The sequence below is a fragment of the Pseudomonas sp. SWI7 genome, assembly GCF_006351945.1.
GTDB classification, from domain to species: domain Bacteria; phylum Pseudomonadota; class Gammaproteobacteria; order Pseudomonadales; family Pseudomonadaceae; genus Aquipseudomonas; species Aquipseudomonas fulva.
Genome location: NZ_CP040930.1, coordinates 3,032,894 through 3,047,005, shown reverse-complemented (window position 1 = coordinate 3,047,005; position 14,112 = coordinate 3,032,894). Strand labels below are relative to the sequence as shown.

10 protein-coding genes are annotated in these 14,112 nt (G+C 63.0%); all 10 read right to left on the bottom strand.

Annotated features, from left to right (window positions below; all coding sequences use genetic code 11):
* Positions 1–45: 45 nt before the first annotated feature.
* Positions 46–915, bottom strand: coding sequence for an oxygenase MpaB family protein (locus FH041_RS13995; RefSeq protein WP_140174711.1), 870 nt, complete (start codon positions 913–915; stop codon positions 46–48).
* Positions 916–956: 41 nt separating this feature from the next.
* Positions 957–2,891: an acetate--CoA ligase gene (gene acs / locus FH041_RS13990; protein WP_132578562.1), complete on the bottom strand. Its 1,935-nt coding sequence runs from the start codon at positions 2,889–2,891 to the stop codon at positions 957–959.
* 278 nt (positions 2,892–3,169) lie between these two features.
* Complete coding sequence (gene pgi, locus FH041_RS13985; RefSeq protein WP_027915403.1) at positions 3,170–4,834, bottom strand: glucose-6-phosphate isomerase; 1,665 nt, start codon at positions 4,832–4,834, stop codon at positions 3,170–3,172.
* Positions 4,835–4,977: 143 nt separating this feature from the next.
* Positions 4,978–5,841 carry a pantoate--beta-alanine ligase gene (gene panC / locus FH041_RS13980; RefSeq protein ID WP_027915402.1) on the bottom strand — a complete coding sequence of 288 codons (864 nt, stop codon included), beginning with the start codon at positions 5,839–5,841 and terminating at the stop codon, positions 4,978–4,980.
* Positions 5,838–6,638 (bottom strand): 3-methyl-2-oxobutanoate hydroxymethyltransferase, encoded by an 801-nt coding sequence (panB, locus tag FH041_RS13975; protein WP_027915401.1) that lies wholly within the window; start codon positions 6,636–6,638, stop codon positions 5,838–5,840. Before panB ends, panC begins: the two co-directional genes overlap by 4 nt.
* A 250-nt stretch (positions 6,639–6,888) precedes the next feature.
* Complete coding sequence (gene folK, locus FH041_RS13970) at positions 6,889–7,368, bottom strand: 2-amino-4-hydroxy-6-hydroxymethyldihydropteridine diphosphokinase (protein ID WP_027915400.1); 480 nt, start codon at positions 7,366–7,368, stop codon at positions 6,889–6,891.
* On the bottom strand, positions 7,365–8,747 hold the full coding sequence (locus FH041_RS13965) for a polynucleotide adenylyltransferase PcnB (protein WP_027915399.1): 1,383 nt from the start codon (positions 8,745–8,747) through the stop codon (positions 7,365–7,367). The genes folK and FH041_RS13965 overlap by 4 nt, the downstream gene beginning before the upstream one ends.
* Before the next feature lie 751 nt (positions 8,748–9,498).
* Entirely contained in the window at positions 9,499–10,938 is a 1,440-nt protein-coding gene (locus FH041_RS13960) for a sigma-54 dependent transcriptional regulator (protein ID WP_027915398.1), read from the bottom strand.
* A gap of 4 nt (positions 10,939–10,942) precedes the next feature.
* Complete coding sequence (locus tag FH041_RS13955; protein WP_027915397.1) at positions 10,943–13,918, bottom strand: sensor histidine kinase; 2,976 nt, start codon at positions 13,916–13,918, stop codon at positions 10,943–10,945.
* Entirely contained in the window at positions 13,902–14,078 is a 177-nt protein-coding gene (locus tag FH041_RS13950; protein ID WP_003250005.1) for a hypothetical protein, read from the bottom strand. Before FH041_RS13950 ends, FH041_RS13955 begins: the two co-directional genes overlap by 17 nt.
* Positions 14,079–14,112: the final 34 nt, after the last annotated feature.

Here is a 14,112-nt window from a genome sequence, read left to right as displayed (position 1 = left end):
GGAGTATGGCACGTTAAATCAGTTCCGCTGAGGTGCGCTCAGTGCTTATTCGATGCCCATGCGGCGCCTGGCCCGGTGCGCAGACCCGTCGCGCATGGCCCAGCGCAATACCGGTGCGGTGCCTTGCACGCCCAGGCGGATCAACCGTTTTTGCCAATGGCCCGGTTCGAGGCCAAGCTGCTGTTGTGCCCACTGGGGCAGCAGCTCGATACCGGCGTGCAGCATCAGCTTGCCCACCGGTTTTGCCAGCCGGCTGGGCGCAGGGGCGTCGAGCAGAATACTCATGACTTCCTGACTGCGGGCATCGCAGCTCAGTTGTGGGCGCATCGCATGCAGGTAGTGTTCGACCTCACGGCGCGAGCGTGGCACGTCCAGGGCGCCCAGGCGTTCGGCGATCAGGGCGATTTCCTGGTAGTAAGCGTCTTGGTCGGCCAGGGACAAGCGGGGGTTGCGGTAACGCAAGTGAGCGGCCAGAAAGCTGCTGACCTCGGCCACATGCACCCAGGTCAGCAGGTGAGGGTCGCTGGCCGCATAGGGGCGGCCATCCGGCGCAGTGCCTTCGACTTGCAGGTGTATCCGGCGCACTTTTTCGATCAGCCAGTGCGCATCTTCGGTCGCACCGAACGTGGTCCCTGAAATGAACTGGCTGGTGCGCCGCAGGCGCCCGATCAAGTCATGGCGAAAGTTGGAATGGTCCCAGACCCCAGCGAGCGCCAGCGGGTGCAGCAACTGCAGCATCAGTGCGCTGATGCCGCCGACCAGCATGCTGGGGAAGTCGCCATGCACCCGCCAACTGACACTGCCGGGCCCGAACAGGCCAGGGTCGCCCTTGGGCGACTCCAGGTCGAGCTGCCCCAACGCCAGGCCGGTGAGGCTCATGGCTTGTTGTTCGATACGGCGGCGAAGCGCTTCCATGGTGACCTGCAGGGCTGGGCAGCCTGGGTAGCGGCCGCCGGTTATCGGTTCAGGCGAGTGTCGATCAACCCTTGGACGACGCTCGGGTCGGCCAGGGTAGAGGTGTCGCCCAGGCTGTCGAGCTCGTTACAGGCGATCTTGCGCAGTATACGCCGCATGATCTTACCCGACCGTGTCTTGGGCAGAGCCGGAGCCCATTGCAGCAGCTCGGGCTTGGCGAAGCTGCCGATCTCCTTGCCGACGAGCGCCAGTAACTGGGCCTTGAGGTCTTCATCGGGGCTGACACCGTTCATGGTGGTCACAAAGGCGTATACACCCTGGCCCTTGAGATCGTGGGGGTAACCCACCACGGCTGCTTCGGCCACGCTGTCGTGAAGCACCAGGGCGCTTTCGACCTCCGCCGTGCCGATGCGATGTCCGGACACGTTGATCACATCGTCCACGCGCCCAGTGATCCAGTAATGCCCGTCGGCATCGCGCCTGGCGCCATCCCCGGTGAAGTAGTAGCCGGGCATGGGCTTGAAGTAGGTGTCGACCATGCGTTGGTGATCGCCATGGACGCTGCGAATCTGCCCCGGCCAGCTGGCCTTGATCGCCAGCAGCCCAGCCCCTGGACCCTCGATGACCTGGCCCTTGTCGTCAAGCAGCACCGGCTGCACGCCGAACATGGGTTGGGTGGCGCAGCCAGGCTTGAGGGTCTGGGTGCCGGGCAGTGGCGTGAGCATGATGCCGCCGGTTTCGGTCTGCCACCAAGTGTCGACGATGGGGCAGCGGCGCTGTCCGACCTCATCGAAATACCAATGCCAGGCTTCCGGGTTGATCGGTTCACCCACGCTGCCCAGCAAGCGCAGGCTCGCACGGGAGGTACTTTGCAGGGGCGCAAGCCCTTCGCGCATCAGGGCGCGCAGGGCGGTGGGTGCGGTGTAGAAGATGTTGACCTGATGCTTGTCCACCACTTGCCAGAACCGCGAGCTGTCGGGGTAGTTGGGCACGCCCTCGAATATCAGCGAGATGGCGCCATTGGCCAGAGGGCCATACACGATGTAACTGTGGCCGGTGACCCAGCCGACGTCGGCGGTGCACCAGAAGACTTCCCCCTGCCGGTAGTCGAACACCACGTCGAATGTCATGGCCGCTTGCAGCAAGTACCCGGCCGTGGTGTGCAGCACGCCTTTGGGTTTGCCGGTGCTGCCGGATGTGTAGAGGATGAACAGCGGCGCCTCTGCCTCCATCGGTTCGGGCGGGCAAGTCTCGTCGACCTGCTCGATGGCGTGGTGGTACCAGAGGTCACGACCGTCGTCCCACGCGACATCACCCCCAGTGCGCCGCACGACCACGACGGTGCTGACGGCTGGGCAACTGGCCAGCGCCTTGTCGACATTCTGTTTGAGGGCGATGCGCTTGCCGCCGCGTACGCCTTCGTCAGCGGTGATGACGGTGCGGCAGTCGGCATCGAGGATACGGTCACGCAGCGCGTCGGGGGAAAAACCACCGAACACCACGGAGTGAACAGCGCCTATGCGCGCGCACGCGAGCATGGCGAACGCGGCTTCGGGGATCATCGGCATGTAGATGCACACCCGGTCACCTTTGGCCACGCCTCGCGACTTCAATACATTGGCCAGGCGACACACCTGGCGGTGCAGTTCACGGTAGCTGATGGCCTTGGTGTCGCTAGGGTCGTCGCCTTCCCACAGCAGGGCGGTCTGCTCGGCCCGCGTGGCCAGGTGGCGATCGATGCAGTTGTAGCTGACGTTCAGTTGGCTTCCGTCGAACCAACGGGCCTGGCCGGTGCGCAGGTCCGACCGTTGAACCTGGGACCATTGCTTCATCCAGGTCAGGCGTTGCGCTTGAGCGGTCCAGAAGGTATCCGGGTCTTCGACCGACTGGCGGTACAGGCGGTCATAGTCGTCCTGGGAAAGGGCTGCCGCCTGACTGACGGCGAGGGCGTGCGGGTAATGTCGGAGATCGAACATGGCGGTGGTCCTGCTCTTGTAAGGGGCGAGGCACGGCAACGGCTATTGAGTAGGACAGTTTTGGGGGGAGGGGTGTTCAACCGGTCCGGCGATTGGGCGGTCACGGGCTACAGGGACAGTGGAGCTGCAGACTGGCTTGCTGCGCAGGCTTCACTCACGTGCGATAGGCGCTGCGCGGCAGCCCCGCCAATCGCCCGGAAGCGAACTGCAGAAGCTACGGCGCACTTTTTTCACGCCCTGCCTGACGAGCAGGATGCACTGCCAGGCAGAGGGTGGGATCAGCCGCGATGGCGGCCGCGGAAGTAATTGATCAGGCCCTGGGTAGAACCGTCCTCGGCAACCTCTTCCTGGCTGCCCACAAGACGCTGGTACACACCCTTGCCCAGCTCCTTGCCCAATTCCACGCCCCATTGGTCGAAGGCATTGATACCCCAGACCACGCTCTGCACGAACACCTTGTGCTCATACATGGCCACCAGGGCGCCCAGCCGGCGTGGGCTGATACGCTCGACCACCAAGGTGTTGCTCGGACGATTGCCCGGAATGACCTTGTGCGGGGCGAGCTTTTGCACATCGGCTTCGCTCATGCCCTTGGCACGCAGTTCGGTCTCGGCTTCCTCGCGCGTCTTGCCCAGCATCAGCGCCTGGCTCTGGGACAGGCAGTTGGCGTACAGCCACTGGTGGTGGTCGGCCACCGGGTTGAAGCTGACAACCGGCACGATGAAGTCGGCCGGGATCAGCTGTGTGCCCTGGTGCAGCAATTGGTGATAGGCATGCTGGCCGTTGCAGCCCACGCCGCCCCAGATCACCGGGCCGGTCTCGGTTTTCACCGGGGTGCCGTCCTGCAGCACGCTCTTGCCGTTGGACTCCATGTCCAACTGTTGCAGGTGCTTGGTGATGTTGCGCAGGTAGTGGTCGTACGGCAGGATCGCGTGGCTGCTGGCACCCCAGAAATTGCCGTACCACACGCCCAGCAGCGCCAGCAGCACGGGCATGTTCTTCTCGAACGGCGCGCTCTGGAAATGCTGGTCCATGGTGTAGGCACCGGAGAGCAGTTCCTTGAAGTTGGCGGTGCCGATGGCAAGCGCAATCGGCAGGCCGATGGCGGACCACAGCGAATAGCGCCCACCGACCCAGTCCCACATCGGGAAGATGTTCTCTTCGCGGATGCCAAACGCCACGGCGGCGGCCTTGTTGCTGGAAACGGCGATGAAGTGGCGGTACAGCTCGGCTTCCGAGCCGCCCTGGGCCAGGTACCAGGTACGCGCGGCCATTGCGTTCTTCAGGGTCTCGAGGGTGTTGAACGACTTGGACGAGACGATGAACAGGGTGGTTTCGGCGCGCAGGCTGGCCGACAGTTCGTGGAACTCGCTACCGTCGATGTTCGCCAGGTAATGGCAGCGTACACCGCGCTGGGCGTAAGGCATCAGCGCTTCGGATACCAGTTCCGGGCCCAGGAACGAGCCACCGATACCAATGTTGACTACGTCGGTGATGGGCTTTTCGCTGTAGCCACGCCACAGGCCATCATGGATGCGGCCTACCAGCTCGGTGATCTGGTTGAGCACCTTGTGCACTTCCGGCATGACGTTCACGCCGTTGACGCTGAGCTTGTCACCCACCGGGCGGCGCAGGGCGGTGTGCAGCACCGGCCGGCCTTCGGAGGCGTTGATGATCTCGCCGCTGAACATCGAGGTGATGGCGTCCTTGAGGCCCACTTCGTCGGCCAGGTTTACCAGCAGGTCACGTGTCTGTTCGGTGATCAGGTTCTTGGAATAATCCAGGAACAGGCCACAGGAGCTCAGGGAGAATTGTTCGAAGCGCTGAGGATCGGCGGCGAAGGCTTCACGCATGCTGAAGCCTTGCATGGCATCGCGGTGCTGCTTGAGCGCCTGCCAGGCGGGTAGAGCCGTGACATCGTGGGGGGTACGGTAATACGCCATTGCGCGGGGGTCCCTTGGTCCGTGGTGATGCGTTGGACACGGCAGTCATTGCCGGGTTCAGGCTGGCATCATTATAGGCAAAGGTCCGGCGCTGGGAATGGGGGGCGTTCAAGTAGATGAGGTGCCTGGGCACCCCAGGCCGTTCAGGCAGTCGTGTCCTGCACTTGCACGTACAGGTTGTCGATCAGGCGGGTGTTGCCCAGGTAAGCCGCCGCGATGACCACCAGGTCTCGGTCATCGACCACGGCCGGGCGCAGGGTCAGGGCATGCCGTACTTCCAGGTAATCGGTGCGCAGACCGGCTGTGCTCAACTGGGCCTGGCCGTCGGCCACCAGCGTGGCGAAGTCCTTTTGGCCATGGGCGATGGCAGCTGCCAGTGTCTGGAGTACCCGATACAGCACTGGCGCTGTTGCCCGCTGCTCTGGGGTGAGGTAGCCGTTGCGCGATGACAGTGCCAAACCGTCTGCGGCGCGCACCGTAGGCAGGCCCATCACCTGGATCGGCATGTTCAGGTCGCGCACCATGGCGCGGATGACTGCCAACTGCTGATAGTCCTTTTCGCCAAAGACCGCGAGGTCAGGCTGCACCATGTTGAACAATTTGCTGACCACGGTGGCCACGCCTTCGAAGTGCCCTGGCCGACTGGCGCCGCACAGCCCTTGCGACAGGGTGGGCACGCTGACCCGCGTCTGCACGCTCATGCCGTCCGGATACATTTCATCCACGCCAGGGGCAAACAGCAGGTTGCAGCCCGATTCGACCAACAGCTGCTGGTCGGCTGCCAACGTGCGAGGGTATTTGTCCAGGTCTTCATTGGCCCCGAACTGCAGCGGGTTGACGAAGATGCTGGCAACGACGAAGTCGGTGCATTGCGCGGCCTTGACCACCAGGGCCGCATGGCCGCTGTGCAGGTTGCCCATTGTCGGCACGAAGCCGATGCGCTTGCCTTCGTTGCGGGCGCGGGCTACCGCGGCGCGCAGCTCCCGCACGGTCTTGACTGTATTCATGCGCTGAACCCGTGTTCACTGGCGGGGAAGGTGACCTGCTTGACGGCCTGGACATAAGCGGCGAGGGCGCTGGCGATGTCAGGTTGGCCGTCCATGAAGTTCTTCACGAACTTGGGCACCCGACCGCTGAGAGACAGGCCGAGCATGTCGTGCAGCACCAGTACCTGACCATCGGTGGCGTTGCCGGCACCAATGCCGATGACCGGGATGCGCACGGCCTGGGTGATCGCTGCGGCCAGATCGCTCGGCACGCACTCGAGCAACAGCATCGCGGCGCCCGCGGCTTCAAGGGCGATGGCATCGGCCTGCATCTGCCGGGCTTGTGCCTCAAGGCGGCCTTGTACTTTATAGCCGCCGAGCACGTTTACTGTCTGAGGTGTCAGGCCCAGGTGGGCGCACACAGGCACGCCGCGCTCGGCCAGCAGCCGAATGGTCTCGGCCAGCCAGGCTGCACCTTCGATCTTGACCATGTGGGCGCCGGCCTGCATCAGCGCCGCGCTGTTGGCAAAGGCCGATTCGGGCGTGGCGTGGGCCATGAAAGGCAAGTCGGCGAGAATCAATGCGCCGTGATTGCCGCGCTTGACCGAGGCGGTGTGGTAGGCCATGTCTGCCGTGGTGACCGGCAAGGTGCTGTCATGGCCTTGCAAGACCATGCCCAAGGAGTCGCCCACCAGCAGGACGTCGACGCCAGCCTGGCTGGCTGCCTTGGCGAACGTCGCGTCATAGCAGGTCAGCATGGCGATTTTTTCACCCTTGGCCTTCAGGCCATTGAGGGTGGAAAGGGTTACTTCAGGCATGTAGAGAGTTCCTCATTCTGGCGCCAGGGGAAACGACTGCATGCAACCTGAGTAGTCATCTTCCGCGGCGGCACATCATCGCGCGTGATGTTCTGGCACAGGTCCGTCCGGGCCTCGATAGGGGTGCGCAACACGGGGGTGCCACGCGGGTCGCCTATAGTCGTGAGCGGAATGAGGGAAGTCAATCACCCTGTTACCGCATTGTTACGATCAGGGTGTTACTGGCGTTACTGCCCTAACGAACGGCCGGTTACAGGCGTTCGAGGCCAATGCAAGGGCAGGCGGCGAGCAGTTGGGACAGTTGGCGGCCATCGGCAAGCCGGAAGTCTGCAGGTACCAGTTCGGCCAGCGGATAAAGCACGAAGGGCCTGGCATGCATGTGGTAGTGCGGTACCTGCAGGCGCGGCAGGTCCAGCACCTGGTCACCGTACAGCAGGATGTCCAGGTCGAGGGTGCGCGGCCCCCAGCGTTCCTTGCGCACCCGGCCCTGGTCGTTTTCGATGGCCTGCAAGGCATCGAGCAGGTCAAGTGGCGCCAAGGCGCTGTCGAGCGCGGCGACCGCATTGGTGTAGCGGGGCTGACCCGGCAGTAACGAATCGCTGGTATACAGCGCCGAAGCAGCCACCAGTCGCGTTGCCTGGACCTGATCGAGGGCGTCCAGGGCGCTGCGCAACTGCTCGGCCGGGGCATCCAGATTGCTGCCCAAGCCGACGTACACGCGGATGCTCACTCGAAGGCCTCTTCACCACCGCGCTTGCGCTTGCTGTTGCTGCGCTTGCGTTTGCGGGACGCACCGCCTTCATCACGGCTGCCCAGGTCGCGAATCATGTCGCGGCGCTCGCTGTCATTGGCTTCCTGATACTCGGTCCACCACTGGCCAAGGTCATCGGTTTCTTCGCCAGCGCTTTCGCGCAGCAGCAGGAAATCGTAACCGGCACGGAAGCGCGGATTGTCCAGCAGCATGTCGGCGCGTTTACCGCTGCGGCGCGGCAGGCGTTCCTGCATATCCCAGATTTCGCGGATCGGCAGCGTGAAGCGCTTGGGGATGGCGATGCGCGCGCATTGCTCGGCGATCAGGTCATGGGCTGCGCCGTTCATGGCCGGAATCGGTGGCACCCCTTGGTTCTGCAGGTGCAGAACGCGTGCTGGCAGGGCAGGCCACAACAGGGCTGCGAACATGAAGGCAGGCGTTACCGGCTTGCCTTGCTTGACGCGCAGGTCCGTGTTGCTCAGCGCCTGGCTGATCAGCGTGTGGGTATAAGTGGGGCGGTCTTCCAGCGCCTGGGCACTGGCGGGGAACAGGGGTTCGAACAGCTGCAGGTCGACCAGCATTTCGAACACCATGGCGCCCTGGCCCGAAAGGAACAGCTTCAGGCTCTCTTCGAACAGCCGCGCCGGCGGTATTTCGCGTAGCAACGGCGCCAGTTCGCGGATCGGCTGTACGGTGTGCTTTTCGATACCGAAGTCGAGCTTGGCCGCGAAACGCACCGCACGCAGCATGCGTACTGGGTCTTCCTGGTAGCGATGGGTAGGATCGCCGATCAGGCGCAACAGGCGATTGCGCACATCGTGCACGCCGTTGGCGTAATCGAGGATGCGCTCGCTGACCGGATCGTAATACAGCGCGTTGATGGTGAAGTCGCGGCGCTGCGCGTCTTCTTCCAAGGTGCCATATACGTTATCGCGCAAGATTCGCCCGCTGGCATTATGGGACGAGCGGTGGCTATCGCCCTGATCGTCCTCGGAGTGAGGGGCACGGAAGGTGGCGACTTCAATGATTTCACGGCCGAAATGCACGTGAACCAACTTGAAGCGGCGGCCGATGATCCGCGCGTTACGGAACTCGGCGCGTACCTGTTCGGGGGTGGCGCTGGTGGCCACGTCGAAGTCTTTCGGCGTGATGCCCAGCATCAGGTCGCGGACACAACCACCGACCAGATAAGCCTGGTAACCGGCGCTCTGCAGGCGCTCCACGATGTTTACCGCATGGCGGCTGAACTGGTGGCGCTGCAGCGAATGCTGGCTTTTGTTGATCACCTCGGGCGTGGTACGCCGGTGGTGCTGGCCCGGTACGGGCGGGCGGAACGACTGGAACAGCTTCTTCAGCATGGGATGCACTGTTTGAAGGAATGTTCGGCCAAGAATATGAGAATGGCCGCATGATGGGCGGGGATTCTAGCATTTACTCGCGGGATGGTGTAGGCGGTCGCAGAATGCCTGCCCAAAGGCAGAAACGACAAGGGGAGCCTAAGCTCCCCAAGAAGTCGTTGCGTGTGCTCTTATTGTTTTTTTTGCGGGCTTCTTGTTTTTGTTGAGCGCCCTGCCACTAAGCGCGAAGCTTGTGGACGACCCCCAAGCCAGGGGTAAAGAGCAAACGGATTGCTTTGGCCGCTGATGTCACGTTGATCGTCGATCCATCCAGTTCAGGTGCTGCTTTTTAGTGCAGTTTTTGTTGTTCTCTGCCTGGGTGTGGGGCAAGCCCCAAACATGCATCCTCTCCAAAAGAATCAGTTAGCTGCGCCTCCGCCGTCTTGTTCTTATTGTGCGTGAGTCGTTTCGTCTTGTTCTTATTGTGGGTTGCAGTGCTTGTTATTGTTTTTGTACTAAGCATATAGCAGAAGGCGTGCCAACTTTGGCTGGCCCAGCAAATCCGGGGGTTTGGTCATTTCTGCAGGGTTGCATCCCAGGGGCGCAACGTGTTTTTCGTTACCGTTTGCCTCGGTAACTGTTACGTGCCAGCAGGCAGGTAACAGATTTTTGCAGAGGGGGAGGGTGCGGGGAATGGGTTTGAGCCCTATTACGAGGAAGGGCTTTGCAGGGTGACCGAAGACGGGCAGGAGATGACGCCTGCCCGGTTGAATCAGTTCTCGCTGGTGGCGTTGGTTTTACGGCGTGGAATACCCAGGCGCTGCCTGCGCTCCCAAAGGCATTTACGGCTGACGCCCAGCTTGCGTGCCAGCTCGGTCTCCGTCATGTGGTCCTGATGCTCCAACACGAAATGCTGGAAGTAGTCCTCCAGCGACAGGTCTTCGGTCGGCTCATGACTGGCCGTGGCGGCACCGGCCACGGTCAGCGTACTGTCGAGCAGCTCGTCCTCGTCCAGCTCGCTGAGCTCGATGTCGATGCCCAACAGCTCCGCCGAAATTTCCGGGCTCTCGCTCAGGATCACCGCGCGCTCCACGGCGTTTTCCAGTTCTCGCACGTTGCCGGGCCAGCTGTAGTGACGAATGGCCTGCTCTGCCTCGGAAGAGAAGTGCAGATCGTCGCGCCCGATCCGCGCGCACTGGCGGGCCAGGAAGGCACTGGCAATTTCGTTCACATCGCTGCCACGCTCGCGCAGGGCAGGTAGCTTGAGCGCGATCACGTGCAAGCGGTAATACAAGTCTTCACGGAACTGACCGGCCTTGGCCAGGTTTTTCAGGTCTCGGTGAGTGGCCGCGATCAGGCGCACGTCGACCTTTTGCGACTGCACCGAACCCACCCGGCGAATTTCCCCTTCCTGAAGCACGCGCAACAGGCGCGCCTGAGCTTCGAGTGGCAGTTCGCCGATCTCGTCAAGGAACAAGGTGCCGCCGTCAGCAGCCTCCACCAGCCCGGCCCGGCCTGCGCTGGCGCCGGTAAAGGCGCCCTTTTCGTGACCGAACAGCTCGGACTCGATGAGCGTTTCGGGAATCGCCGCGCAGTTGACCGAAATCATCGGTGCCTTGGCCCGCCGAGACAGGTTGTGCAGCGCGCGGGCGACCAGTTCCTTGCCGGTGCCTGATTCACCCTGGATCAGCACATTGGAATCGGTAGGGGCGACCTTGCGGATCTTGTTGAACATGTCCTGCATGGGGGCGCAGGAACCGATGATGCCGATATCTCCGTTGGTCGCCGGTGCGCTGGCTTTGTCCGCCGGGGCAGACTTGCCGGAAACCGGGCGTGGCTCAGGGGCTGCGGGAGGCGCGCTTGGCCGATCACGCAGGATGCGCGCAACCGCCTGGAGCATCTCATCATGATCGAACGGCTTGGCGATGTAGTCGACCGCGCCCATTTTCATCGAGTCCACGGCCGAGCGCAGGCTGGCGTAGCTGGTCATGATCAGCACAGGCCTGCCCTCGCCGAGCTTGATCAACTCGGTGCCAGGGGCACCCGGCAGGCGCAGGTCGCTGACGATCAGGTCGAAGGTCGCAATGCTGAAGCGTTCCTGTGCTTCCTGCACCGAGCCGGCTTCGCTGACCTGGTACTGGTTCCGTTCGAGCAGGCGTCGCAGGGCCGAGCGGATGATGGTTTCGTCTTCGACGATCAGAATATGCGGCATTGATTCAATTCTCTCGACGGTCTCGATTTTCAGGGGACGTCGCTACGACATGCCGGGGCAGGGTCACGCGGATCCGTGTGCCACGTTGCCGTTCGATATCGGCCGGGCTGTCGATGGTGATTTGTCCATAATGCTCTTCCACGATGGAATAGACCAGCGCAAGGCCCAGCCCGGTTCCCTCGCCAGGGTCCTTGGTGGTGAAGAAGGGTTCGAACAAGCGATCCATGATGTTCTTCGGAATGCCGCTGCCCTCATCCTCCACGATCAGGTCGACCGTGTGCTCGCAGCCCACGGTGCGCACGCGGATCGCGCTGCCGGGTGGGGAAGCGTCCCGCGCATTGGACAGCAGGTTGATCAGCACTTGAGCCAGGCGCTGCGGGTCGCCCTCTGCCCAGTGGTCGGGGTCGCACAGGTTGAAGAACTGCACGTCGAAGTTGCGCCGATTCAAGGCCAGCAGGCCAATGGCGTCCTGGGCCACTTCGGCCAGGCACACGGGTTCTTCGCTGTTCTGATGACTGCCGCCTGCATGGGCGAAGCTCATCAGCGACTGCACGATGCGCGACACCCGCTTGGTCTGTTCGAGGATCTGGCTGGACAGCTCGATGATTTCCCCATCCCCTTCGCGCTCCTCGCGAAGGTTCTGCGCAAGGCAGGCGATGCCGGTGATCGGATTGCCGATCTCGTGGGCCACACCCGCCGCCAGGCGACCGATGCTGGCCAGGCGTTCGGAGTGCACCAGCTTGTCTTCCAGGGCCTGGGTGTCGGTCAGGTCTTCCACCAGCAGCACCAGGCCACTGTTGCCTGGGGCCAGCGGTTCGTCGATGGCGGCCTTGTGCAGGTTCAGCCAGCGCGGCTGGCCGTCCAGCGCCAGGCGCTGCTTGTGCAAGTGTTCATCCGGCACATTGATGAAGCCCTGCAGCAGGCCCCGCCAGGGTTCGGCAATGGTGATCAGGCGCGAACCGACCACGTGCTTGGCCGCAATGCCGGTCAGCTCTTCCATGGCCTTGTTCCACATGAGGATTTCCTGGTCCTTGGCCAGGGAACATACCCCCATCGGCAGCTCCTGAAGCGTCTGGCGGTGATAGCGGCGCAACGCGTCGAGTTCCGCAGCCAGGCCGGTCAGGCGCGAGTGGTAGTCTTCCAGCCGGCTTTCGATGAAGTGGATGTCTTCGGTCACATAGTTTTCATTGCCTGACTTGTAGGGCAGGAAGGTCTCCACCATGTCCTGGGCGACGCTTGGGCCCATCAGGCCGGACAGGTTGGCCTCGATGCGGTCGCGCAACCGACGCAGGGCGTAGGGGCGCCGCTCGTCGAAGGGCAGATACAGGTCGCGCAGGGCTTGCTCCACTTCTTTCTGCGCGGCCTTGGCGCCCAGTGGCTTGGCCAGCTGGGTGGCGAACTCCTGTGGCGAGGCGGCGTGCAGTTCGCGGCGCTGGGGACGGCGGACGTTGTCGACGGCGCAGGCTTCGGCGGCGGCCACCTCTTCGTTGCTGGCATTGGTGAACAGGGAGATCAAGGTGAACAGCAGCACGTTGGCGGCCAGCGATGCAATGGCTGCCATGTGCCAGCTGGTGTCGTCGAGCACGTAGATCATGTCCAGCAAGGGGATGTAGAAACCCTGCAGGTTACCCAGCAGCGGCAGCAGCATGGTGCCCATCCACACCAGGGTGCCCGCCACTAAGCCGGCAATGAACCCCCGCCTATTCGCCGTGGGCCAGTACAGCACCGACAGGACCCCTGGCAGGAACTGCAAGGTGGCCACGAACGCGACGATGCCCAGGTTGGCCAGGCTCTGGTGGTTGCTCTGGGTGAGGTAGAACATGAAGCCGGCGGTGATGATGGCCACGATCAAGGCCCGGCGTGTCCACTTCAGCCAGCGGTAGATGTTGCCCTCGGCAGGCGGCTGGTACAGCGGCAGGACCAGGTGATTGAGCGCCATGCCCGAGAGGGCGAGGGTGGTCACGATGATCAACCCGCTGGCTGCCGAAAGCCCGCCGACATAGGCCAGCAGGGCCAAGGCCTGGTTGTTGGCCGCGATGCCCAACCCCAAGGTGAAGTATTCCGGGTTGGTACTGGCGCCCAGGCGCAAGCCGGCCCACAGCACCAGGGGCACGGCCAGGCTCATCAGCAGCAGGAACAGCGGCAGCCCCCAGCTGGCGCTGACCAGCGAACGCGGGTTGAGGTTTTCGGTGAACGCCATGTGGTACATGTGCGGCATGACGATCGCCGAGGCGAAGAACACCAGCAGCAAGGTGCGCCACGGGCCTTCCTGCAAGGGCGTGTGCAGGGCCGCGAGCGCCGTCTGGTTCTGCAGCAGCCAGACCTCCAGGCCGTGGGGCCCGCCAAAGACACCATACAGGGCATAAAGGCCGATGCCGCCCAGGGAGATGAGCTTGATCACCGACTCGAAGGCGATGGCGAAGACCAGCCCCTCGTGCTTCTCACGGGTAGCGATGTGCCTTGAACCGAAGAAGATGGTGAACAGGATGATGAGGGCACAGAAGGCGAACGCTACCCGGGCCTTGACCGGCTCCCCGGTGAGGATGCTGATGGAGTCGGCCACGGCCTGGATCTGCAGGGCAAGCAGCGGCAACACCCCGATCAGCATGATCACCGTGGTCAGAGCCCCGGCCCAGGTGCTGCGAAAGCGAAAAGCCAGCAGATCGGCCAGGGACGATAGCTGGTAGGTCCGGGTGATCTTCAGGATCGGATACAGCAACACCGGTGCCAGCAGGAACGCCCCTGATACCCCCAGGTAACAGGCCAGAAAGCCGTAGCCGTACTGGTAGGCCAGCCCGACCGATCCGTAGAACGCCCAGGCGCTGGCATAAACCCCCAGCGACAAGGTGTAGGTAAGGGGGTGGCGGATGATCGAGCGCGGTATCAAGCCGCGTTCGCTGACCCAGGCCACGCCGAACAGCACCAGCAGGTAGCCGGCACTGATCAGGATCATCTGGGTCAGGCTAAAGCTCATCGGCATCTCGTTGGCTCTGCAGGATGAAAGTGACGACGATCAGGATGAGCCAGAGCAGGTACGGGCGGTACCAGGCTCCGGTGGGCTCGATCCACCAGTCCATGATGGCCGGGGAGAACAGGTAGATCCCCACGACCAGAAGCAGGACCAAACGATAGATGTACATGCGGGCCTCGACGGTTGGGCGCTGCGGGTGTGGA

Bases quoted from the DNA above. Each gene is read 5' to 3' on its own strand.
- panB (WP_027915401.1), bottom strand. From the start codon at position 6,638: ATGCCTGAAGTAACCCTTTCCACCCTCAATGGCCTGAAGGCCAAGGGT.
- FH041_RS13960 (WP_027915398.1), bottom strand. From the start codon at position 10,938: ATGCCGCATATTCTGATCGTCGAAGACGAAACCATCATCCGCTCGGCC.
- FH041_RS13965 (WP_027915399.1), bottom strand. From the start codon at position 8,747: ATGCTGAAGAAGCTGTTCCAGTCGTTCCGCCCGCCCGTACCGGGCCAG.
- pgi (WP_027915403.1), bottom strand. From the start codon at position 4,834: ATGGCGTATTACCGTACCCCCCACGATGTCACGGCTCTACCCGCCTGG.
- panC (WP_027915402.1), bottom strand. From the start codon at position 5,841: ATGAATACAGTCAAGACCGTGCGGGAGCTGCGCGCCGCGGTAGCCCGC.
- FH041_RS13950 (WP_003250005.1), bottom strand. From the start codon at position 14,078: ATGTACATCTATCGTTTGGTCCTGCTTCTGGTCGTGGGGATCTACCTG.
- FH041_RS13955 (WP_027915397.1), bottom strand. From the start codon at position 13,918: ATGCCGATGAGCTTTAGCCTGACCCAGATGATCCTGATCAGTGCCGGC.
- FH041_RS13995 (WP_140174711.1), bottom strand. From the start codon at position 915: ATGGAAGCGCTTCGCCGCCGTATCGAACAACAAGCCATGAGCCTCACC.
- acs (WP_132578562.1), bottom strand. From the start codon at position 2,891: ATGTTCGATCTCCGACATTACCCGCACGCCCTCGCCGTCAGTCAGGCG.